At 38.5% G+C, this 24,393-nt stretch carries 10 protein-coding genes; all 10 read right to left on the bottom strand.

The features are described 5' to 3' along the window. Positions 1–84: 84 nt before the first annotated feature. The gene (locus tag GJB62_RS13835) at positions 85–1,047 is read right to left on the bottom strand and encodes a class I SAM-dependent methyltransferase (protein ID WP_245246162.1); all 963 of its coding nucleotides are present in this window, start codon (positions 1,045–1,047) and stop codon (positions 85–87) included. A 31-nt stretch (positions 1,048–1,078) separates the two neighbouring features. Next, entirely contained in the window at positions 1,079–2,449 is a 1,371-nt protein-coding gene (locus GJB62_RS13830) for a nucleotide disphospho-sugar-binding domain-containing protein (RefSeq protein ID WP_114083421.1), read from the bottom strand. Between the two features lie 99 nt (positions 2,450–2,548). Further along, complete coding sequence (locus GJB62_RS13825; RefSeq protein WP_114083422.1) at positions 2,549–4,006, bottom strand: aminotransferase class III-fold pyridoxal phosphate-dependent enzyme; 1,458 nt, start codon at positions 4,004–4,006, stop codon at positions 2,549–2,551. A gap of 43 nt (positions 4,007–4,049) precedes the next feature. Next, positions 4,050–8,387, bottom strand: coding sequence for a non-ribosomal peptide synthetase (locus GJB62_RS13820; protein ID WP_114083423.1), 4,338 nt, complete (start codon positions 8,385–8,387; stop codon positions 4,050–4,052). Positions 8,388–8,539: 152 nt separating this feature from the next. After that, positions 8,540–9,577, bottom strand: coding sequence for a TauD/TfdA family dioxygenase (locus GJB62_RS13815; RefSeq protein WP_114083424.1), 1,038 nt, complete (start codon positions 9,575–9,577; stop codon positions 8,540–8,542). Between the two features lie 8 nt (positions 9,578–9,585). After that, positions 9,586–11,133 carry a condensation domain-containing protein gene (locus GJB62_RS13810; RefSeq protein WP_114083425.1) on the bottom strand — a complete coding sequence of 516 codons (1,548 nt, stop codon included), beginning with the start codon at positions 11,131–11,133 and terminating at the stop codon, positions 9,586–9,588. 44 nt (positions 11,134–11,177) lie between these two features. After that, the gene (locus tag GJB62_RS13805) at positions 11,178–12,050 is read right to left on the bottom strand and encodes an aspartyl/asparaginyl beta-hydroxylase domain-containing protein (protein WP_114083426.1); all 873 of its coding nucleotides are present in this window, start codon (positions 12,048–12,050) and stop codon (positions 11,178–11,180) included. A 54-nt stretch (positions 12,051–12,104) separates the two neighbouring features. Beyond that, positions 12,105–13,064 carry a cupin-like domain-containing protein gene (locus GJB62_RS13800; RefSeq protein WP_209271494.1) on the bottom strand — a complete coding sequence of 320 codons (960 nt, stop codon included), beginning with the start codon at positions 13,062–13,064 and terminating at the stop codon, positions 12,105–12,107. Positions 13,065–13,085: 21 nt separating this feature from the next. Next, on the bottom strand, positions 13,086–19,019 hold the full coding sequence (locus GJB62_RS37025) for a type I polyketide synthase (protein ID WP_209271493.1): 5,934 nt from the start codon (positions 19,017–19,019) through the stop codon (positions 13,086–13,088). Beyond that, positions 19,016–24,346 carry a non-ribosomal peptide synthetase gene (locus GJB62_RS13785; protein WP_114083428.1) on the bottom strand — a complete coding sequence of 1,777 codons (5,331 nt, stop codon included), beginning with the start codon at positions 24,344–24,346 and terminating at the stop codon, positions 19,016–19,018. The genes GJB62_RS37025 and GJB62_RS13785 overlap by 4 nt, the downstream gene beginning before the upstream one ends. Positions 24,347–24,393 lie beyond the last annotated feature (47 nt).

The following is a 24,393-nucleotide window of genomic DNA, read 5'->3' as shown; positions in this document are numbered from 1 at the left end:
CTGATAATTGATTATTTAGATTTTCTTACAATTTGAAAATGTATATTTTTAAAATAAAGCATTCTTATCTAAAAAATATACCTTTTAATCCAATATTTTCTCAACGATAACTTGATGAGCTTGATGAACTATATTAACTTTTTTATAAAATACTTTCAAAAAAGCATCTATGCCAATTTTGGTGTCTTGTTCGGTATTTACACTATCATGGAATTGAAAATCATAGTCATCAAAAATAATGATGCCTCCAACCTTGACAAGTCCCCAACCCAAAATAGCATCCGTGAGGACATCAGTCGCTAAATGTGAACCATCAATATAAAGGATATCGTAATTATTTAAAGGGAGCGATCGCATTACATCTTGCGAGTTACCAATAATTTTCGTTACCTTCTCTAAAGCGTTGGTTTGAGAAATATTGAAATCAAATCTTTCCTCAACAGATTGAATATAACTGTCGTCATATTCAAATTTGTGTTCAACGCTTCCCTCAAAGGTATCTATGCAAGTGATCCTTGATGATTCATGAGTGAGAATGTTATCTAAAAGCCAACAAGCAGACATACCTTCCCAACTACCGATTTCTAGAACATTAATTTCAGGCTGATTAGCTAAGTGTATTAAATACTGTTCCCAGGTTGGAAGATTTTCAATAAACCAATCAGTTGTAAACTTATATCCTTTGACTTTTTTCCATGCTTCACCTCGTGCGATGGCAGCATAACCGTGCATTTTTTGAGCAAACTCAAAGTCAGAAACAGCTTCGCGTTTTGTAGCTTCTGCCGTTAGTAACTCAACAATTTCTAGTGTCCAAGCGTTAATTTTATCTATATCATCTGCTTGCTCTATCAGTGATAACCAAGTTGCCTTAGCCTCTGATTCTTCTCCTTGAAGTAGTAGCGCCAAGCATATATGCCAATAATTAGACATCAGGCTAGGATCAGTTTCAATGCCTCGCTTATAAAAAGCGATCGCTTCACTATAATTATGTTGATCTACATATTTAGCTCTATCGTAAGAGTCGATTCCTTGTAAGTAATAACTCATGTTTTTAGTCCGTACTAACTCAATTTATTTATTAAATATATTGACTTTGTTCTAACATTTCTAAGATAAACTGCGTCGCCCTCCCAGATTTTTCTATATCCTGAAATTTTTCTCCCCATATTTTTAATCTCTGTTTTAATAACAAATCATTTTCTATTGTCTCAATTAAATCGACAATAAGATTAGTAGATATCTTATTGACATCAGCAACTACACCTAAACCATGATATTCAATTCTTTCTGCATTGTCTGGTTGGTCAGCCCATACAGGAAATACAATCATTGGTACTCCACAAAATATGCATTCCTTAATAGTGTTTATTCCTCCAGCTATAATTGCTATAGATGCTTTCTTAAGAAGTCCTAATTGTGGTGCTTTGTTAACAACTATTATATTTTCAGGTATATACTGAAAGTCTTCAACACTAATATAATCGCTTATTGATAAGACCAATTGATATTCATTTTTAAGCGATACAGCATCAATCACATTTTGAAATAATTGTTTAATTCTGTTTATACCTAAAGTAGAAAAAGTGTTCACTGTAGTTCCTAAAGAGCAATAAATAAGAGATTTATTTTTATCCAGGTTTGACCAGACAAAAGAGGGTTCTTCTCTTTGTAAGTCTATTGAAGCTTCAGCATAATAGCATTTTTCTCTTAAAATATTAGGTAAATCTAATTCTTTTGGGCATAAAACCAGATGTGTTAACTTTAAAGGTATTGCTTGAGATAAATCTAATAAATCGAGAGGAATTTTCCTATTAATTGCAAATTTTGTGATCATATCTTCCTCGGAAAAGTCTGTTTTACTCAACAAAGCAATTATTTTTTTAGTTGCTTTGAGTAGTTTTTGATAGATATATTTGTTTTTTAAGTTAAACAATTTAACAATAGAATTATTGTCGAAATTTGTAATTTTCTCCTTTTCAAGCTCATTTGAGAATGGTAATGAGGTAAACATATCCGTAAAATAAATACTCTTAACTTGGCATTCATAGGCTATCATTCCTATGAAAGTAGAATATAGTTCTTCGTATGTACTTATTACCAGTAGGTCAGGGTTAATTGTTTTCAGCGTGGTGTGTATTTCTCGATTTTCTCCTTTAATTAATTCATTAATTAAAGAGTTTAAAAGCTTTTTATATTTTAACTGATTTATTAATACTTGAAGCTTGTTTGAATTGGAATTGTTAAGTTCTATCTGTTGAATAAATCCTTTGGGAAACCATCTTTCTAGAATTGGCAGAAATTTAAATCCGTAGCTACAAACTTTTTCCTCGTAATCTGGCAACCCTAAATATAAAATTTGATGTCCAAGTAAACTTAGTTTTTTTGCTAGTTTCAAAGTGCTATTTAATTCACCTTGATAATTAAAAATACAAAATGCTATGGTTGCCATACGTTAAACACCACCAAACAGTTAATTTACCTATTTAAAGCTCAACAATTAAAAAATTAGTTGTTGGCTATTTTTGTCTTTTAATGTTACAGCGTAATATTAGATAAAGCCTCCTTCTCTCAAATTACTGATGCTATCCTTAACAACTTGAATAATGTAGTTAATATCTTCATCTGTATGGGCTGTTGATAAATAACCACTTACACCTAATAAGTGAACTCCTCTGTCGAGAAGATGATATTTCAATAAGCTCATTGCTACTGAAGCAGTAGAATTTCCTCCAGAAATCTCTAAAGATGCAGAACCAAATAGTGAGCCAAAATTTGCCATCTGTAGCGGTATTCCATCGGCTGCAAAATAATTATTCAAAGCCTTAACAAATTGTGTTGTTCGTTCATTCAGATTTTGTTGTAGAGAAGGCCCCGAATTCTGCATATACTTTAATACAGCTTTTGCAGCAGCTAATGCTAACGGATGCTTACAAAAAGTACCTGCAAAAAACGTCTTTTTCACCAGAGGGTAAGAAGCATCGCCGTAACTCCACATTCCCCCATCAATTGCATCCATATAAATATTTTTACCGGCAATTACCCCAATTGGTATCCCACCACCAACAATTTTTCCATAAGTGGCTATGTCTGCTTGTACATCAAAATAAGCTTGTGCGCCACCAGGATGAATCCGAAACCCTGTTACCATTTCATCAAAAATTAAGGCAATTCCAGATTCTTGTGTTAATTTCCTTAATTTCTGGAGAAATTCTTTTGGTTGTAAAGCCGGTCTAGAAGTTTGCACAGGAACTACCAAAACTGCTGCTAATTCTTGCTTATATGCTTTAATAACTTCTAATGATTGAGGATTGCCATAATCTAAAATCAAAACATCACTCACAAAGTTTTGTAATACTCCAGGCGCTAAGGGTATGGCATATTGATTATCTTCTGCCTTATTTGTGTTAACTAAAGTGCCATCAAAATGACCATGATAAGAACCTGAAAATATAACGATTTTCTTGCGTTCTGTAACTGCTCTGGCGATACGGATAGCAGTCATTACTGCTTCTGTACCAGTATTACTAAAACAAACCCGCTCCATTCCTGTAAGTTGAGAAATTAACTCAGCTACCTCACCAACAATTTCTGATTGGGGGCCAATTTGAATTCCTTGATCAAGTTGTGCGATTAAAGCCTCTTTAATAAATGAGGGATTATGACCAAAGAGATTTATTCCCAAACCCATCATTACATCTACATATTCATTACCATCTACATCCCAGATTTTGGAACCCATAGAGCGATTAGCAACAATGGGATAATACATTTCTTTGAATAGTAAATTGAACTCTCCTAAGTTTTTATCATCAGAGAGAACTGGGCGATAAGATTGGGAAAGATGTTTAGATGTTTTGGTGCGATCGCTATAGCTATTGATAAAATGTTGTAAATACTTTTGCTGCTGATTTGTCAGCCCTGCTTTGGCTAATAATTCAGTTAAAATATCAGATTTTTGATGTAATGCAAGAACATCATAATCATCATAATGAGTTGTTGAAATCATAAAATATCACTCCTGAAACTATTGCAAAAATTTTAATTATTCATCAGTTACAAACTTTATTATCCAAAAGCCCCTGCTTAATCAGATAGGAAAAATAAACGCTGAGTAATTGATTGTCTATTGGAGGACAAGTAATGGAAGTACCTACTAATCCATTGATGACATTTTGATTATCAAGCTGTAAAAATTCTGAGTTTGAATCTTCTTCTTCAGCTTGTCTTGCTGGAAAAAATGGTACTAATGAATATAAAGGATGTTCAAAGGAGCTTTGAGTCACATTGAGTAATTTCTCTCGCCATTGCTCATAAGAATTTTGTTCAATTGCATAACCCAATGAGCGAATATGGTCGATAAGTGTATTTGAGTGGAGAGTTTGAGGATGCACTAAGTGAAAAGTTTTCCCTAAAGATTCCTTCTGTTTTGATAAATTAACTATTGCTTTGCTGACATAATCTACAGGAACTATATTCTCTCGAATGTCTATATCTGGCGCACTTCCCAATTGCACACAACCTATTATCAGTTTGTACAGAAAATCATTACTATTAAAGACCCCCGTTTTGCTATGTCCAGATATACGTGATGGTCTGTAAATAGAGATAGGAATTCCTCTTTCAATCGCCGTTTGTACTAACTTTTCAGCTACCCATTTAGTTTGACAATATCCATTACTAGGAAATTCCTTTTCATTTAGGCTATCTTGTTCTCTGACTAATTTTGCTCCAGATTCAGTTTTGGAAGATACAACACCAGAGCTAGAAATAAAATGTACTGGTTTAGTTTTTATTTGACTAGCTAATCTCAAAATTTCTTGTGTACCCAGTACGTTTGTAGATTTGAGAATAGAGTAGGGATAAATATGATGTACCCAAGCCCCATTATGGTAGATAACATCAATAATACTTGCCAATTGTTGGAAATTTTCAGTTTTTAAACCCAAAAGTGGCTTTGATAAATCCCCAAGAATAGGAATGATTCTGTAATTCCAAATTTCATTCCAAACTCCATAAGATTCCAGAGCAGTTTGCAGTTTTTTATGGGCATCCTCAATATTTTTATAACGAACTAAGCAATAAATATTTGCTTGGGTTTGTTGGAGAAGTTCAGCTAGTAAGAATAATCCTAAAAAGCCCGTTGCTCCAGTCAATAGAATAGCACTAGGTTCAGGAATAAACTTAACGGCATTTTCAGGAACAATTGTTGGATCTAAAATGACTTCAGCTTTTAGATCCAAAAGTGGGTAATCAATTTCTGTTTGACAAACTCGATCAATATTTTCTGCTAAACCCGCTACGGTGGGTTTCTCTAACAAACTGCGTAAAGAGATATCCAAGTTAAAAGCTTCTTTAACTTTGGCAAGTAGTTGAGTTGTTAATAAAGAATGTCCACCCAATTCAAAGAAGTTGTCGTAAATACTGACTTTCTCAATTTTTAAGACATCAGCCCAGATTTTAGTTAGCATTTCTTCTACAGAGGTGCGAGGAGGAACAAAATCTCCTATCAAATCCGATCTAACTTCCTCTGGTGCGGGTAGTGCCTTTCTATCAACTTTACCATTGGCACTTAGAGGTAATTCTTTTAGCACCACTACAGCCGATGGTATCATGAATTCAGGTAATTTATCTTTTAAAAAGCTGCGTAGTTCATTAACTGTAAGGGCTGATTTTGGCTGAGGAACTACATAAGCAACTAATCGTTTTCCTGGTACATCTTCACGAGCAATAACTACTGTTTCTTGCACTCCAGAATACTTATTCAGTGCTGTCTCAATCTCACCTAACTCAATTCGGAAGCCACGAATTTTTACTTGGTTATCAATACGTCCCAGAAACTCAATATTGCCATCAGGGAGATATTTTGCTAAATCGCCAGTTTTATATAAACGCACTCCCGGTTTTTTACTAAAGGGATGGGGAATAAATTTCTCAGATGTAATTGCAGATTGGTTTAAATAACCTCTAGCTAAACCTTCACCGCTAATATAAATTTCGCCATGAATACCAATAGGAACTGGATGTAAATGAGAGTCCAGTATATATATTTGTGTATTGAGTATGGGAGAACCAATAGATATTTGCCTTCCTGTTTCTGCGGTATGACAATAATATGCGCTACTCCAAACGGTTGCTTCTGTCGGCCCGTACTCGTTAAATAAAGATACTTCCGGCTGAAACTGAGAATGATGTTGTACCAATTCTGGTAGACAAGATTCACCTGCAACTATGACAGCACGAAGAGAATTTAAATTTTCTGGTTTTGCTTGTTGCAAAATTAAAGCATATAGAGAAGGAAGGCTTAATAAATGGGAAACACTATTTTGGGAAATTAATTCTATAAGTTTAGGTACTTCTCGTTGTACACCTTCTTCTGGTAAGTGTAGAGTTCCGCCACAACAAAGTGTCCAGAAAATACCTGCAACAGAGCTATCAAAAGCAAAGGATGAGAGTAGCAAAAAGTTACTCACAGCTTGTTGATAGTAGTCAATACGTGCAGTTGTGGAATGTACTAAGTTACGATGTGCGATCGCAACTCCTTTCGGTTTTCCAGTAGAGCCAGAAGTATAAATTATATAAGCTAAGTTTTCAGTAGATATAGTTATCAGGGGGTTTTTCTGACTCTGTTGTGCGATTGCTTCCCATTCTGTGTCTAAGCAAATTGTCTGTGTATCGTGCTTAGGTAAGCCTTCTAGTAAATGCTGCTGTGTCAATAATACAGATACCTGAGTATCTTCTAGCATGAAGCTTAAGCGCTCTTGGGGATAGTGCGGATCGAGGGGAACATAAGCACCACCAGCTTTAAGAATGCCTAAAATACCTACAAGCATTTCTAAAGAACGCTCTACACAAATTCCCACTAATACTTCTGCACTTACCCCCAAATCTTTTAGATAATGAGCTAATTGATTTGCACGCGCATTAAGTTCAGCATAAGTTAGTTCCTGATTCTTAAATACTACAGCAATATTGTTGGGAGTGCGTTCTACCTGCTCTGTAAATAACTCGTGAATGCACTTATTTTGTGGGTAATCCGCCTGAGTTTGATTGAACCCAAAGAGAAGTTGATTGAGTGTGCGATCGCTTAAAATTTCTAATTCACCAATTGCAGCTTCTGGCTCATGTACTGCACTTTCTAGTAGCTTGTGAAATTGCTCTGCTAACCCTGCAATATCCTGTGGAGAAAATAGATTACAGTCATAATGAAATTCTGTACTTAAAAAATCCTTTTCGCGTCTACAAGAAAGCTTAATTTTGAAACGCTCAGTACAGCTATCAAGCTTGAAAATAGAAAATAATATATTACCTGCATAATGCCTTGCATCTTCTTCTGTAAAATCAAAAATTACAGGAGAAAAAGGCAAAATATTTGGCATTTGTTCCCAAGTAAAACACTCTTGCCATTTGTGGATAGATTCTACAGACTCATGAACTTGCTGCAAAACTTGACTAAATTTGAAACTATCTTCTAAATGACAATGAATTGGTAAATATTTAGCAAATAGTCCTAATGCTTCTTGAAGTTCCTCATATTTTCTGCCATTAAATTCTCTGGCGACGATTATATCGGATTGTCCACTTAGTCGCTGGAGTAAAATCAACCAACAGGTTAGATAAAAGGTAGAAACAGAAGTATTATGCTTCTTAGCTAATGTTTCGATATTAGCTACCAGTTCCGGGGTAATGATTGAATTTACTAATTTTGGTTGAAATATCTGTTTTTCAGAGAGATGCTTTTCAAAAGGAAGCTGGAAAGTGTCAATAGTAGAGAAGTCTTGCTGTTGCCAATATTCTCTACCTATTTTCGTTTCTTCTGCTTCTAATATTTGATTTTGCCATTCTGAAAAATCTGCATACTGAAGTGGTTCTTTAGATAATTTCTCATCGAATTTTCCTAAGTAAGAAGTAGCTAGTTCTCTTACTAGACAATTAAAGGTTGCTCTATCTGCACAAAGAGCAGGTAAACTAATAAGCAATAAATGCTGTTCTGGTGAAATATTTACTAAAGATGTATGTAAAATCAAACCTTGTTCAAAGTGAAAAGTTTGTTGTTTGATTTCCTGAAATATTAACTCAATCTTCGCCTCTTGTTCTTGAGGGGTTAAATTAGTAATATCAGATTTTTTCTCTAAAATAACTTTGCTATCCGTAATTACCTGTACTGGAATAGTCATTCCAGGTAGACAAATAAAATTGGTGCGGAGGATCTCATAGCGATTGACAACATCTTGCAATGCCAATTCTAAATTATTGAGATCAATATTTCCTTCAATCAAAATTGCACAATCGCTACGATAAGCCCAACTTTGATCAATTTGTTGTAACAACCATAAATGCTCTTGCTGAGGCGAAAGTCTAAACCCCTCGATACTTTCTACTACTTGCATATTGCTACCTTAATATTAGTTAAATACTTGAGGGCGTATCCTGGATTTCTCACAAGTGAGAAATCCAAGGGGTGTGGGAGGTGTGGGAGGATGGGGAAGAAGTCTTACCCCCCACACTCCCCACACTCCCCACACTCCTCTTCTCCCTCTGCCTACACTATGCGTGAGAAATCCGGGGTATAAGGTTCAGCCATTCCCACTAAAATTTTTCTGGGAGGCATAAATGGATTGCGAGCATGTATTGATAACATATTATCCAGCATCAATACATCTCCTTTCTGCCAAGAGAAAGTGACCATTTCTTCTTGATAGGCAGTTCGCAAACTAGCTAATACTGATGGTTCAATTGCAGAACCATCTCCATAATATGTGTTAGTTGGTAAATCTTCTTCTGGCAAATTTTTCAATAACGATTCGCGTATCGTTGGTTCCAATGTGGAAACGTGAAAAAAAGTTGCGTGATTAAACCAGACCATTTCACCTGTTTGAGGATGTTTGAGAATGGCTGGTCCAACTTGTCGAGTTCTTAAACGATTATCTGCTTTCCATTCAACCTCAATTCCATTATTTTTGCAATACTCTTCTACTTTAATTTTGTCTGTTGTTTGAAATACAGTTTGCCAAGGAAGACCAAATCCATTACCAAAGTTACGCATATACATAACTTGCTTTTCAATGAAGCGATCGCGGATAGTTGGATCAATTCGCTCAAAAACCTTTCGACAGCTACCAATTGGGGTTTCCCCTCCCTCTTGCGCTGGACTCATACAAAAAAAGAAGATTTTCAACGGAAAGGTAGGCGAGTAGGCGTGTTCGTTGTGAGGAAAAATACTTTGATCGGCAGGGTAGTCAGTTGAAGTATAAATTCTCCCAGCTACTTGAGTTCGTGGAGATGCCCGATACCGATATTCCATCGCTTCTCCACAAATCGCTGCGATAATTTGCTCAAATTCTTCTATAGAATTAACTTTGAAATCACGAAAAAGTACCGCTCCATATTTTAATAATTCAGATTTCAAATATTCTTGATTATTATTAGCCCAGTTTTCTAGATTTACACCCTTCACACTAGGCTTAATCACCAAAGGAAAGTTAGAGCCTGACTGAAGAAATTCAGTTTTGATTAATTCTTCTGTAGATATATTAACAGCTTTCCGTCTTACATATCCTAGAGATTCCATTTTCGTCATGATTTTTATTATCTGTTATTTGCTCTACGTTTAACGTTGATTAATTTCTGTCCGATGGTATTTTTATAAGCTTCTTCTCTAGCAAGATGCTGTTTCTTATCTACTTCATTAAGAACTATTTTTAATTCACTTAGTTTACTTTCTGGATGAGTGGCAATCTTATTTAAAAGCGTTGCAAAATTATTCGATAAGCTAACAATACTGTCCCTATGAAATAGGTCAGTGTTATATTCCCATACACCAAATAGTCCCTGATCTGTTTCGTTTAACTCTAACAGCAAGTCAAACTGCACTGTTTTGTTTTCGACTTTCAAAGATGTGATAGTTAAGCCTGGAAGCTCCAAAGATGGAGTTTGGGTATTTTCCAAAACAATCTTGACTTGAAATAATGGTGTACGGTTCAACTCCCGTTTTGGATTCAGAATATCTACCAATTTGTCGAAGGGTAAATCTTGGTGAGCATAAGCTTCCAAAGTCATCTCGCGGACTCGTTCTAATAACTCTACAAAAGTAGGATTTCCTGATAAATCTGTACGCAAGACTAACTGGTTAACAAAAAACCCGATCAATTCTTTAGTCTCGGCTTGATTGCGGTTGGCAATATCAGTACCAACAACGATATCTTCTTGATCAGTGTAGCAGTGCAGCAATGTCTGGAAAGCCGCTAGCAGAATCATAAATAGTGTGATGCCTTGGCGCTGATTCAGAGCTTTTAGCTTCTCAGATAAAGTTTTGGGTAGAACTAGAGTTTCTCTAGCTCCTGAGAAAGTCTGGATAGGCGATCGCGATCGCTCGCTAGGGAATTCTACAACAGGTAGTTTACCGCCTAATTGCCTTTGCCAGTAAGCAAGTTGAGTTTCTAAACGCTCTCCCTGTAACCACTGTCTTTGCCACACAGCAAAGTCTGCATACTGGATGGATAGTTGCGAGAGGGGTGATGGTTTGCCAATAGAGAAAGCTTCATACAAAGTTGCGATTTCGTGAATCAGCACACCTATAGCCCAGCCATCAGCCACAATATGATGCATAGTCAACAATAATGCATATTCTGATGCCGCTAGTTGCAGTAAAGTAACTCGTAATAAAGGCACTTTGGTTAAGTCAAAAGGCTGTTGGGCTTCCTCACTCGCCAATCTCAAAACTTCAGCCTCTTTCTGCTCTTGAGAAAGTTCTTGTAAATCTACTACTGGTAGTTTGAAGCTGAAACTGGGAGCAATGACTTGCAGAGGTTGTCCATCAACTACTATGAATGTAGTTCTTAAAACTTCGTGCCGTCTCACAACTTCGTTAAAGCTTTGCTCTAGTGCCGCCACATTTAGCGATCCGACAATACGCATGGGTTGAGAGATATTGTAGGCACTATTTCCAGGTTGTAATTGGTCGATAAACCACAACCTTTGTTGGGCAAAAGATAGAGGGAATAAGTTTGACTCTCGACTTTGAGGAACTATTTGCGGTTGTGAAAATACGCTTTCTTTTTTCTTCTGAAGGCGTTGTGCAAGAAGCTTAAGTTTCTCTGGGGAAAGACCAGCAATTCGTTGTGAAAGGTCACTCATATTCGCCAAACCTGATATGCAACAAAATAAATATAATTTTGGCGTTATTTAGCCATGTGATTCCTGCTGCTACGACTAATTAAGTTATCCAGTAATAGTTTTTGGTACTCCGAATTTTTTATTCCATGAAACTCACTTTTATTAAAGTATTTAAGAATAAATTTTAAGAGAAATTTCTCGATTTTTGTCAGTTCTGGATGGTACAAATCTAATAACAAAACAACTCGATTTTCCTGGCTTTTATTCCAAGCTCCATGTTCAAAACTGTTATCAAAAAACAAAGTTTTTCCTCGGTTCCAACTACGTGTTTCACCTCCAACCTTAATACCACACTTTTCTGGAACTTGGATACCAAAGTGACATGTTAAAGAGATATTAATATCATCAATATGTGGTGGTAAAATGACTCCAGGTTTCATGTTAATAAATACCACCTCACCAAAAGAATATAAGAAAGGATTTAGCTCTGAGATAATCTTGACTGTATTTGGGAAAAGGGATGTAGCTGCTTTGGTAAATTTACCTTGTCTCCAAATTAAGTAATATTGCCAGTCTTCATCTTGATTCTTTAGTGATTCACCAAAAATTTCACTTGGCTTGTACTTAGGAATAATTTTATAATCAGAGGATAAATAGCCTAACCACTCACTTTCTATCTGATCAAAGTTTTTTTCTAGGGTTTTAGAGATGAGGCTCAAAACAGCATTTTCATGAGATTCATACCAAGGCTTGTGAGTAATACCAGAATATATGAATTTCCCCATTGGCTGGTTAAGGTTCAAATCTCTTTGTGTCATCTCTAGATAAGACTTTAGTGAGTCTTCAACATGATGAATATTTCCTTTTGGATATAAAAATTTTAAGAATTCAAGAAAGCCAAACAAAAACTTAAACTCTGTAGTGTTTTGTTGAAGCATAAAAGCACTCCTAATTGTGAATTTGCATAATACAAGATTTTTGAAATTTTGATATTAGATTAGCCCTAGAGAAAATAAAGCTTTTCCTAACCAGGGAAACTCTAAAACTAATGGTAATAAATGACCTTTTATTGGATTCCCTTCAACAAAAGATTGAAAGACTAATTCTGAATTAAATTCATTGATAAATATGTTGCCAACGCCAATGCTATTTTCCAGATTGTTTACATGATGCCACCACTGAGATGGGATATATAAAATTTCTCCTGGCTCTAGTATGACTTCTACTGGATTTGCTTTAGCGTACAGTGGATACTTTTTTAAATCTGGGTTAAAGATATCTACTTTACCATCGTATAGAACATCTTTTTGATCTGGTGTGAATAAGACAATTCGCTTTCGCCCAGAAATTAAGCCTAACCACGCAGAGAAATTATCTGGATCTTTATGAAGACCTACTGATGTATTTTTATGACCTATAAATATTTCCGGGTTGTCACATTCATATTTTATGAGAAGATTTCTTGGCAGTCTTTGTAACCAATTGGGAAAGTAAATTGGCTCTCGGTAGTCATCTAAAAGCTCAGGATAACAAGAAACCACCCAATTTGCTAGATACAGACGCTTGTTGCTATTACCAGAAATCATATAATCAATGTATTCAGCAATAGTCATTAAACTATGAATCTCAACATCATCTTGTTTAATAGCGCATTCAACTTTTCCATATTTCAACTTAAAAAAATCTAAATTCCACTTTTTTGATGCTTTCCAGTCTTGCATGACATCAGTAATAATTACAGGTTTACCCACAGATGCATACTCTTTAATAAACTCATCATATAAGAGGTTGGTACGACGTTCGACAACATCAATTGGTGTCCAGACTAATTTACATTTTTGCTTTCGCCATGTTCTTTTTAATAGATAAATAATTAAGCGCGTAAAAACAGTTAAAGCAACTGTCAAAAAAATGAATTCACTAATTTCGTAAAAAGAAAGTGGTAATTGCATAGTCATATCATGTCTAGTTACTTAGTGTTGTGAAGCAATTAATGCCTGCACTTCATCCTGTGATAGTTGTTCAATATCTGCTAAAGCTTGAGCCAATTCCTCTAAATTTGTCTGGTTAGCAAGTTTCTGGACAATAACTTCAGCTAACTCAGCTATAGTCGGGCCATTAAAAAAGCCTTTGTAAGAAAGTTCTGTTTGAAAAGTTTTGCACAGTTCAGAAACTAATTGAGTAGCAAATAAAGAGTCTCCTCCTAACTCAAAGAAGTTATCGTGAATACCCACTTTTTCAATCCCTAGAAGTTGTTGCCAAACGTCAGCAAGGGTTCGCTCAATTTCATTACTAGGAGCAATATAAGCATTTGCTAATTTAGGGCGGGGGTGAGTTGGTTTGAATTGATTAAGCTGGGCTAATTTTTCTTCCAAAGACTTAGGAGTTTTCTTTGGCTTAATTAGATTGAGAAAATCTTGTGTTGATACAATTATTTGAGAAACTGTGCTACTACACAGAATACGTTTAAAAGCCTCTATGCCCTCCAAATCAGCCATTCCTGCTGTCAATTTTTCTCCTGTGATTTCTTGATGGCGTGCTTCAACAGGAATTGCCATTCCTACGTTGTTCCATCTATCCCAGTTAATAGACTTAATGAATTTCCATGTTCCATATTTAGAAGCGCTGTAGTGAGCAAAGGAGTCAAGGAAGGCATTTGCAGCTGTATAATCTGCCATTCCAGATGTACCAACAAATGAACTTAGTGATGAACAGAGTACAAAGAAATCCAGGTTCTTTTCTTTAAATAGAGTTTCAAGTACTCGTGTTCCTTGCACTTTTGGCGCTAAAGATTTGGCTACAGTTTCTTTTGTTGTAAGTTGCATCATCCCTCCGCCGAAAACTGCGGCTGCATGAATTACTCCATGAATCTCACCAAATCGTTGATTAGCTTTTTTAAACACTGCGGACATCTGTTCAAGGTTGGTAACATCGGCACTGATTACCATTACCTCTGCACCTAATGCCTTCATTCCCTGCAATTTTTGGATCTTCTGACTGATATGATCTTTTGAATCGTGAGTCGATAACCATTCAGACCATTCATCTTGGTCGGGAAAAGTTGAACGTCCTACTAATATAAGTTTTGCTTGCGCGGTCTGCGCTAGATATTCTGCTAGCAGTAGACCAACACCTCCTAATCCACCAGTGATGAGATATACTCCCTGTTTTCTAAGGCAGAGATTTTCAGTAACGGTTTCATGTAGTTGTACAGGTTCAAAATCTTGTACCCAGCGATTTCGCCCACGGTAAGCAATAATTTGGTCAGATGTAGGGGTTGTAAATTCCGCTATTAGTGTTTGGATGAGTTCTTCCTGACCACTTTCTACAGGAACTACAACATCAATACTGCGACAAGTTATATTTGGATACTCAAGCGGCATAACTTTGCAAGTTCCAAGAACCAGGGCCTTTTCTGGACACAGTATTTCTGAACCTGTTATTTCCTGTAAATTGTTGGAGACAAGACTAATTTCTAAAGCATCTGTTTGATTATTTTCTGTAATAGCCTGTGCCAAAAACAACAAACTCGACCAGCCTAAAGCTTCAATTGTTGAGTTGGTGTAACTGTTTGATGTCACACTCCACAGATGAACAATCCTTTTGGGAATCTTACCCAGGCTGCGAAGTTTTTTGAGCAAGGTATTGTAATCATCCTCTTTTGCTGGATTAATCGTATATGTGCGTTGAGGATATTCGTTATTTTGCTGAAATTGCTCTCCCACCCTGACGGAAATAACATCTTGATTCTCAAGTACTAGTTGTTTTATCAACTTCTCACCCAAGCCGCACTCATCCACAAACACTAACCAGCATCCTGCTTTTCCCTCAAGTCCAGCTTGAGAAGGCTGCGGTGGCATAGTACGTTTCCAAGAAGGAATGTAAAACCAGTCAGCAATATCTGATTTTTTAGCCAATAAGTCTTGATTCTGCTCTTTAGGAGCTTTTTGCTTGGTGACGGTAAATGCTGTAGGTGCTGAGTCAGTTATCGATGTAGCAGCCTGAGCCACCAAAATCTGTTCGCCGAAAGCTTCAGTTTCAGAGACAGCCACTACCTCAACAAACCCTTGAGAACATAGTGCTTCCTGCCATTGCTTTTGTGATAAAAACGGATTACCACGGCTGCGTTCTTCATCCTCTAAAGGATTCATTAGCAGTCCATCGGTGAGATCAAAGTCTAATTGTGGTTGAGTTATTTCCCACAATAGCAGGAATCCTCCAGGAGCTAGTAGCGATCGCACATGCTCCAGGGTTTTTGTTATATTTCGGGTTACGTGCAATACGTTGACAGCTACCACCACATCAAAACTGTGGCTGTTGAATCCTTGTGCAGTAGGCGGTTTTTCAATATCTAGAAAACGATATTCAACAAACGGATAAGCGCTAAACTGCTGTTTGGCTTGATTCAAAAACAAACCCCCTACATCTGTAAAAGTGTAGTTGGTGCGCTCAGATGGCAATACAGGTAGCAATTCTGTCGTAGCAAGACCCCCTCCACCACCAATTTCCAGAATTCTCAGGTTTACATCTGGTGGTAATGACTTTACTACCTGTTCCATACCTGCTTGCATGATCCCTTTTAAATGGGTATCCAGAGGTAATTCTGAATTTGCAATTTCTGGTTTGTTCTCTTTTACCGCAAAATACAACTCTAACGGTTCTTTTTCACCAGTCAGCACATCTGGCAGATTCTCACCACATTCCTGGACGATATGTAGAACATGAGGTGTATGTACGCATTTGATTTTAACTTCTTCTACCAGAGCGTTAATCGAGTCTGTAGAACAAGGAACAAGGTTTGTAAATAAATCCTTTTCTTGTTGTAGATCACCTTGTTCTACGAGTACATCTAAAAAGCGATACAACAATTGCCGATAGCGAGGAATAATCTGGCATTGCTCACACAACTCCTCAAAAGAATATTGCTCATTGAAGTTGTTAAAAGCACCTAAACGCTGGAGAGAAAGGTTTATATAGGAAGCACACAAACGATCCAAACACTCTTTATTCAGCAAATAAGTTTGCTCGTCCAATGTGGCGATGCTAGCACGAGCCTTTACCCTACAAGTCTCTACCAAAGATTGACCTAAATCAACTGCCGTTTGTCTTGGCTGTTTTTGTGCTTCAATCCAGTAACGTTGGCGCTCAAATGGATAGGTTGGTAAGGGAATATGATGGCGCTGTTCGTTAGCATAAAAACTAGACCAGTCTACTTTGACACCACAAAGCCAGAGCCGTCCCAAAGAGTTGAGTAAAAATGCTACATCCGATTGTTGTTCTTGTGGATGACGGATTGAGGTCAGTACTATCAGTTTGTCCTGATGATGTTGCTTGACAAAAGTACTTAAAGTCCGTCCTGGGCCAACCTCTAAAAAGATCCGCCCTTGTGTTTTGAGTAACTCAGTTATCCCTTGGTTAAAGCGCACTGTTTGCCGTAAATGCTTTACCCAATATTTGGGGTCTGTTGCTTCTGCTACAGCGATCCAAGTGCCACTGACGTTAGATATAAACTCAATCTTCGGAGGATGAAGTTGGAGTTTTTGTAAATGCTCTGTAAATGGCTGGAGAATTGGCTCCATCATGGGAGAATGAAAGGCATGAGAGGTATGTAACCTCCGGCAGCCTATACCTTTGGCTTCTAGCTGTTGTTGCAATTGTGCGATCGCTTCAGCTACACCAGAAACCACGCAGTAGGAAGGCCCATTACTTGCAGCTAAGGATAGTTCCTCCGTTAGCAGGGGTTGTATCTCTTGTTCGGAAAGTTGGATAGAGAGCATTTCCCCACTAGTAGTCTGCCAACCCAAAAATGCTGCGTGATGGCTGGGGAAAGGGGAAGGGGTAAGGGGTAAGGGATTTGAAACCTTTCCCCCTTCCCCTTTACCCTTTACCCCGCCAAGTTCACTTGGCGAACTACTAGGAAGTTCCTGTATTAGCCGTCCTCGGATTGCGACTAGCGCTAAAGCATCTTCTAGCGAAAAAACTCCAGCTAAAGTAGCGGCTACATACTCCCCAATACTGTGACCAATCATCGCCTCTGGGTGTACACCCCATGCCATCCACAATTGAGCTAGGGCGTACTCGATGACAAATAATGCTGGTTGAGCAACAATTGTCTGTTTAAGCTGCTCCGTTGCCTTGGCTGTCTGTGCCTCATCTGGATACAATACATGGCGTAGGTCAAAACCTAAATGTGGTTTGAGCAACTCACAACAACGATCAACTGTAAGTGTAAAAGTTGGCTCACTCTCGTAGAGTTCTCTAGCCATATTCACATACTGCGTTCCTTGCCCAGAAAACATAAACACCACAGGACGATTGCAAGGCTGCTGGTAGTGGGTGAATATTCCTTGTGATTCTGAAGTAGAAAGCACCTTCACTGCATCATTCATGTCTTGGCATACCACCATCCGCCGATGATCGAAAGCTCGACGACCTACACCAAGGGTATGAGCCACATCTGCAAGGTTCAAAGGATACTGCTGGAGATGATTAGCCAGATTCGCCGTAGCTGTTTCTAACGCCGATTCCGTTTTTGCAGAAAGAACTAACAGATGATATTTCCTCCCCGGCTCCCCCTGTCTCCCTACAGGCGCTTCTTCCAAAATTACATGGGCATTAGTCCCACCAATCCCAAAAGAACTGACTCCAGCGCGGCGAGGAATGTTATTTGTTGTCCATTGGGCAAGTTTGGTGTTGACATAAAAAGGACTGTTGGCAAAATCAATTTGCGGATTAGGTTCCTGAAAGTGCAAGCTAGGCGGTATTTGTTGATGCTTCAGGGCCAGAACAGTTTTGATTAGACCTGTTATCCCAGCAGCAGCGTCTAAATGGCCAATGTTGGTTTTTACTGAACCAATGGCGCAGAAGCCTTTTTTGTCAGTACTGGCTCGAAAAGCTTGTGTTAACGCCGCGATTTCAATAGGATCTCCTAGCGATGTTCCTGTGCCATGAGCTTCAATATAGGTAATCGTTTCGGGTTCAACCTCGGCAACAACTTGAGCGGTTCTAATCACCTTGGCTTGACCATCTATCCGTGGTGCTGTGTAGCTAACTTTGAAAGAGCCATCGTTATTAATAGCGGAACCTTTAATGACAGCATGGATCGTATCGCCATCTTCCAGAGCATCCTCTAATCGCTTCAAAACCACGATGCCTACACCTTCGCCACCGACAGTTCCCTGTGCTTGAGCATCAAAAGCGCGGCAGTGTCCGTCAGGAGAACCAATTGCCCCTTCTTTGTAAACATAGCCCGTTTTTCTGGAAGAACTTATGGAAACCCCACCTGCCAAAGCTAGATCGCATTCCCCATTTAGTAAGCTTTGAGTGGCTAAATGAACAGCGACTAATGAAGTAGAGCAGGCGGTTTGAACACTGAAGCTTGGCCCTTCTAGATTCAGTTTGTAAGAAACGCGGGTAGTTAAATAGTCTTTGTCACCTGCGATCGCAAGCTGGTGATTATCTATAGATCCAATAATATCTTCGTTTAAATATACATTGAGTAAGTACCTACTGAAGCTAGCTCCGGCGTAAACTCCAATAGAACCTTGATAATTTTCTGAGTCATAGCCAGCATCTTCAAGGGCAGTATACGCACATTCTAAAAAGAGACGATGTTGGGGATCGGTAATTTCCGCTTCTCTGGGATTAAAGCCAAAAAATGCAGCATCAAAAAGTTCTACATCTTCTAATACAGCTCTTGCTTTAACAAACTTTGGGTTATTGAGTGTAGCTGCATCTAACCCATAAGCTAACAGTTCTTCATCAGTAAAAACTGAAATTGACTCTGTACCATTTTGGAGATTTTGCCAAAATTCATCAACGTTTTTGGCACCCGGAAATCGACCTGCTAGACCAATAATTGCTATTTCTGAACCGTTATGATGAAAAGCTTCTATGGGGATACTCATTCTTCATTAGCTCCTTGATTATTCATCATCAACTTTATTTTCTGTAGACGTTTTTTCTGTTTAGATTTACCAAGGGAAATTTTTTCTATTGAAATATTAGTTTCGCTAAAAGATGATGTTTGATTTTTAGTTTGACTAAAGAACTCTGCAAGAGAGTTAATAGTCGGATATCTGAACATATCGAGCATTGATAAATCAGTTTGGAATATTTCGTGTAATTGGCTATGAACTTTCACCATGAGTAATGAATGACCGCCGAGTTCAAAGAAGTTATCGTGAACGCCTATGTTGTCAATATTGAGAGCCTTTTGCCAAACTCCAGCAATGGTTTGTTCCATCTGTGTTTGTGGCATTACATAAGCAGCTTCTAACTCTGGGCGGATTTCTGGTGCAGGTAGCGATCGCTTATCAAGTTTACCGTTGGGCAACAAAGGCAAGGTTGGCAGGATTAGAAAAGTCGAGGGCATCATATATTGCGGTAGCTTCTCCTGAAGAAAGCCACGCAACTCAGTAATTGTTAGTGTCTGTTCTGGTTGAGGGCTGACATAAGCTAATAACTGCTTATCACCATGCTCGTCTTCCCTAGCTATAACCACGGCTTCGCGTACTTTATTATGCTGCTGCAATTTTGCTGATATCTCGCCCAGTTCGATGCGGAAGCCCCGAATTTTTACTTGATCGTCAATACGTCCCAGGAGTTCGATATCCCCGTTGGGTAAGTAGCGGGCTAAATCGCCAGTGCGATACAGACGCATCCCCGATTTTTCGCCAAAAGGGTTAGGAATAAATTTTTCGGCAGTCAGTTCAGGATGATTGAGGTAGCCCCTGGCAATTCCAATACCACCAATATACAACTCGCCTGGTACGCCTACAGGTGTAAGCTGCAAATGTTTGTCTAGCAAGTATACCTGGGTGTTGGCAATGGGACGACCAACAGGTACACAATAAACGGGTTGGTTTTCCGAATAGGTAACTGGTTCAACTGGTTCAAAAAGTGTGACACCAATAGTTGCCTCAGTTGGGCCATAAGCGTTAAGCCAACGGATACGGGGACTCTGGGAGCGATCGCCTACCAGTTTATGCCAAAGTGCAAGTTTTTCTGGTAAAGCTTGCTCAGTTCCGACAATCACCAAGCGCAGCGTCGGCAGTAATGGTGCTGTTGTTTGAACCAAGTCGGACACCCACTCATGCCAATAGGCTGTTGGTAAATTGAGGACAGTTAGTTTTTCCTGTGCCAAGAATTTTCCAAAGTGAGCAAACAATAATACCTGATTGGGTCGGATGACTACAGTTGAACCACTTAACCATGATGGAAAAAGTTCTTCGGCTGTTACATCAAAGCTCACAGAAGCGAATTGGAGAACGCGATCTTCTGGTTGCAGTTCATAAGCTTTAGCAGCAGCAATACTGTGGTTCACTAAAGCTTGATGCGAAATCAGAACGCCTTTAGGTGTTCCCGTAGACCCAGAAGTGTAAATCACATAAGCCAGATTTTCGGCTGTTACACCACTACTAGGATTTTCCTGACTTTCCTGGGCATACAGATTCCATTCGTCTAGGCAAACAACCTGAGCCGCAGATGTAGGGAGTTCCGTAACCAGATGCTTTTGTGTAAGCAACACGAAAGGTTTGACATCATTTAATATCAAAGCTAGTCGTTCTTGTGGGTAGGATGGATCTAACGGCACATAAGCGCCACCAGCTTTCAAGATGCCCAGAATTCCGATCGCCATTTCGAGCGAACGCTCTACACAAATCCCTACTAAGACATCTGGTTTGACCCCAAGCGATTGTAAATAATGCGCCAATTGATTTGCGCGGTGATTTAGCTCTCGATAGGTGAGGTGTTGGTTGTCAAAACTTACGGCAATGGCATCAGGTAATCGCTCTACTTGAGCCTCAAATAACTGATGGATACAATACTCACCAGGATAGTCAACTTTAGTATTGTTCCATTCCACCAACAACTGATGCTGTTGGGTTTGTGTCAATATAGGCAATTCTGCAAAGGATTGCTCTGGGTTGGCGACAACACCTTCTAGTAAGGTTACGTAATATCCGAGCCAACTTTGAACTGTTTGGGTATTAAATAAATGAGTGTTATATTCCAGTTCTACCAGTAGATCACTGTCTGTCTGAAGAATATTTAAATTAATATCCAGCTTAGTAGCACCAGTAGAATTTTTAGCTACCTCAAACTCTTGTTTTAAAGACCTAGACTCAAATTGAGCTTTGTCCAGATTAAACCCTGTGGTAAAAAGAGGGGTGCGGCTAGGATCTCGTGGTAACTTTAAATTTTCAATTAGTTTAATGAAAGGATAAATTTGATACTCGTAAGCATCTAACAATACCTGCTGGATTGAACTCAAATATTCTGTGAATCCTGGGTTGCCAATAACTTGGCTGCGTATGGGCAACAGATTAACACAGTGGCCAACCAGATATTCATCTGCGATCGCAGATTGTCCAGCCGAAGCAATACCAACAACGATATCTTGTTGATTCGTCAATCGTTGCAATAAGGTGATAAATGCTGTTAAAAGAATCGTAAATAAAGTATAACCACGTTGTACACTTAAGCTTTTCAAAGAATTATATAAGCTGGAATCGAGAATGAGATTTTCTCGCGCTCCAGTGTACGAAAATATCGGTGGTCGAGGACGGTCAGTTGGTAATTCCAAAATGGGCACTGAACTGGCAAATTGACTCAGCCAATAAGCTTCAGCTTTTGCCATTTCGGGACTCTGTTGCATTTGTACTTGCCACAGAGCATACTCACTCCATTTCATGGGTTGCGGAAGTTGGCTAGCACTTCCTTGGCACTCTGCTGAATAAATTGCTGCTAGTTCTCGTAACAAAATACTAATTGACCAACCATCAGCAACAATGTGATGATTTGTCAAAATTACAAGATGATGATCTTCTTGCAACTTGACTATATGACACTTCAATAATGGCCCTTTTTCTAAATCGAAAATTTGTTGAGCTTCTCGTGTCAACAACTCCGATAGCTGTGTTTCTCGTTGACTTTTATCTAAAGTTGAAAAATCGCTCACAGGAATATCTATAGTCAAAGTTGAATGAATCAGTTGATTATCCCCCTCTGGGCTAAAAGTAGTTCGCAGCGCTTCGTGACGATTGATAATTTCTTGAACAGCCTTACGTACTGCGAATAAATTGCCAGCCCCTCGCAGATGGATAGTTCTAGATTCGTTGTAGGCGCGGGAAACTTCATCTCCCATCTGTGCTAAAAACCACAGTTCTTTTTGTGCTGCCGTCAGAGGAATTTTGAGCGTTGTTGAAATCGGGGCAGGTGGTAATAATTCCCCTTGTTGCATTTCTACTATGCTTTCCTTGACTGCCCCAATTACGTGTTCAATATCTGCATCTGTATGTGCCGTAGACAGATAAAAAGTGCGTCCTTCCCAAACATAAACGCCTTTTTCTAGTAAATGGTAGAAAAACAACTGACCAAACTTGAGGGGCGATGAGGGTATAAAACGAAACAGGGAACCAAAATGGACTACTTGAATAGGAACTTGTCTTTGTTCAAAGTAACTATTAAGAGTCTGGGCTAATTTCGTTGTTTTTTCAGATAACTCCTGCTGTAATTTCGGGCCACTATTTTTAATATGGTTGAGTGTAGCCCAAGCCGCAGCCATTACCAAAGGATGTTTGAAAAAAGTACCCGCAAACACCGTGGTTTCTGCTTGAGGATAAGATTCATCTCCATAGTTCCACATCCCACCGTCAAATATATCCATCAAAGCTGCTTTACCAGCTATAACCCCAATTGGTATCCCAGCCGCAACAGCTTTACCATAAGTGGTCAAATCTGCTTGAATATTCCACAATCCCTGAATCCCGCCTGGGTGCATCCGAAAGCCGGTAATCACTTCGTCGAAAATTAATACGGTTCCTGTTGCTTGAGTTAATTGTCTGAGTTCGAGCAAAAACTCTTGAGGTTGTAAATCTGGGCGGCTGCTTTGTATCGGCTCCACCAGAACTGCTGCCAGTTCGTGAGCATGAATTTTCAAAATTTCTAGGGATTCAGGTTTGCCATAGTCGAGTACGATAACATCATCAGCAATGTATGATGGAATACCTATAGCTCTAGGGATAGAACGCCGCGTTTCTTCGCTGGTTGTTACTCCTCTTACCAAGACCCCATCATAGATACCGTGATAAGAACCAGCAAATAAAGCAATCTTAGAGCGTCTTGTAGTAGCGCGTGCTAGGCGGATTGCTCCCATTACAGCTTCTGTACCATCGTTACAAAAAGCTGCCCGTTCCGCACCTGTCAACTCACAAATTAACTCCGCAACCTGACCGGCAAGACGCGATTGTGGCCCGTGCAATATACCTTGCTTTATTTGTTCTTGAATAGCTTCGATGACAAAGGAAGGTGAATGACCAAATAAAAGCGCCCCAAACCCCATCGAAATGTCTACATATTCTTTGCCATCAACATCCCAAAGTCTGGCTCCTTCCCCACGCTGTCCATGAATGGGATACAACATCTCTTTAATCGAGGGCAAGAACCCTGTTATTGCTCTGCTATTAGCATGGTAGGAACGATAAGCTTGAGTAAGTCGTTTAGATTCTGGAGTCAGTTGAACAAAACGTGCAATTAAAGCATCTAAATGTTTTTGTTGACCGGGAGTTAACAGAGTCTTTGATTCTAAATCAAGAGGCTCAATTGTTTGGTTTATGAGTTGTTGCTTAGACTCAACCTGAATCGATGATGAACTTTCTGGAATATCAGAGTTATTAATTAAAGATTTAGCAACTTGTCTTACCTCATCCTGAATAGGGGTAGATATGATTGCTTTTTGTACAGATAATATCTTCTTAGATGAACCTGCTTTTTGCAAAATTGCTAGCTGTTTGGACATCAATTCAAGCTGCTGTTCTATTACCTCTTCGAGTAGTGTACCTGTTACAAATTTTTCATCTTCTGGCTCCAAATTTTCTGTATCTGAAGTCTGTATGACAAGTGTCGGTTCAGTATGTGCTTGTAATATTGGACTAAATGTTGATTCCTGAAAAGAAGGCTCTAAAATAAGATTTTTTGGAGGTATTTCTTGAGCTATATGAGTTCCTAACGCATGAATCGTTGATAAATTTTCAAGCAATAAACGAAAAGGAATATCGATATCTAGCTGTTGTTGAATAGTACGATTAATTTGCAATAAAATTAGAGAGTCAACGCCCATCTGTAGAAAAGGAGTATGAATATCTATTACCGTTGATTTAACTCCCAATGATTCACTAACAATGTACTTGAGCGTTGATACTATTTTTTTATATTGAGAATCTTCATCCATAATATTTTACATTTATTGAAACTGCTAATCACTAAAAAGGGGAATTA

The organism is Nostoc sp. ATCC 53789, from assembly GCF_009873495.1.
GTDB classification, from domain to species: Bacteria; Cyanobacteriota; Cyanobacteriia; order Cyanobacteriales; family Nostocaceae; genus Nostoc; species Nostoc muscorum_A.
This window is presented reverse-complemented; position numbering and strand designations above follow the sequence as displayed.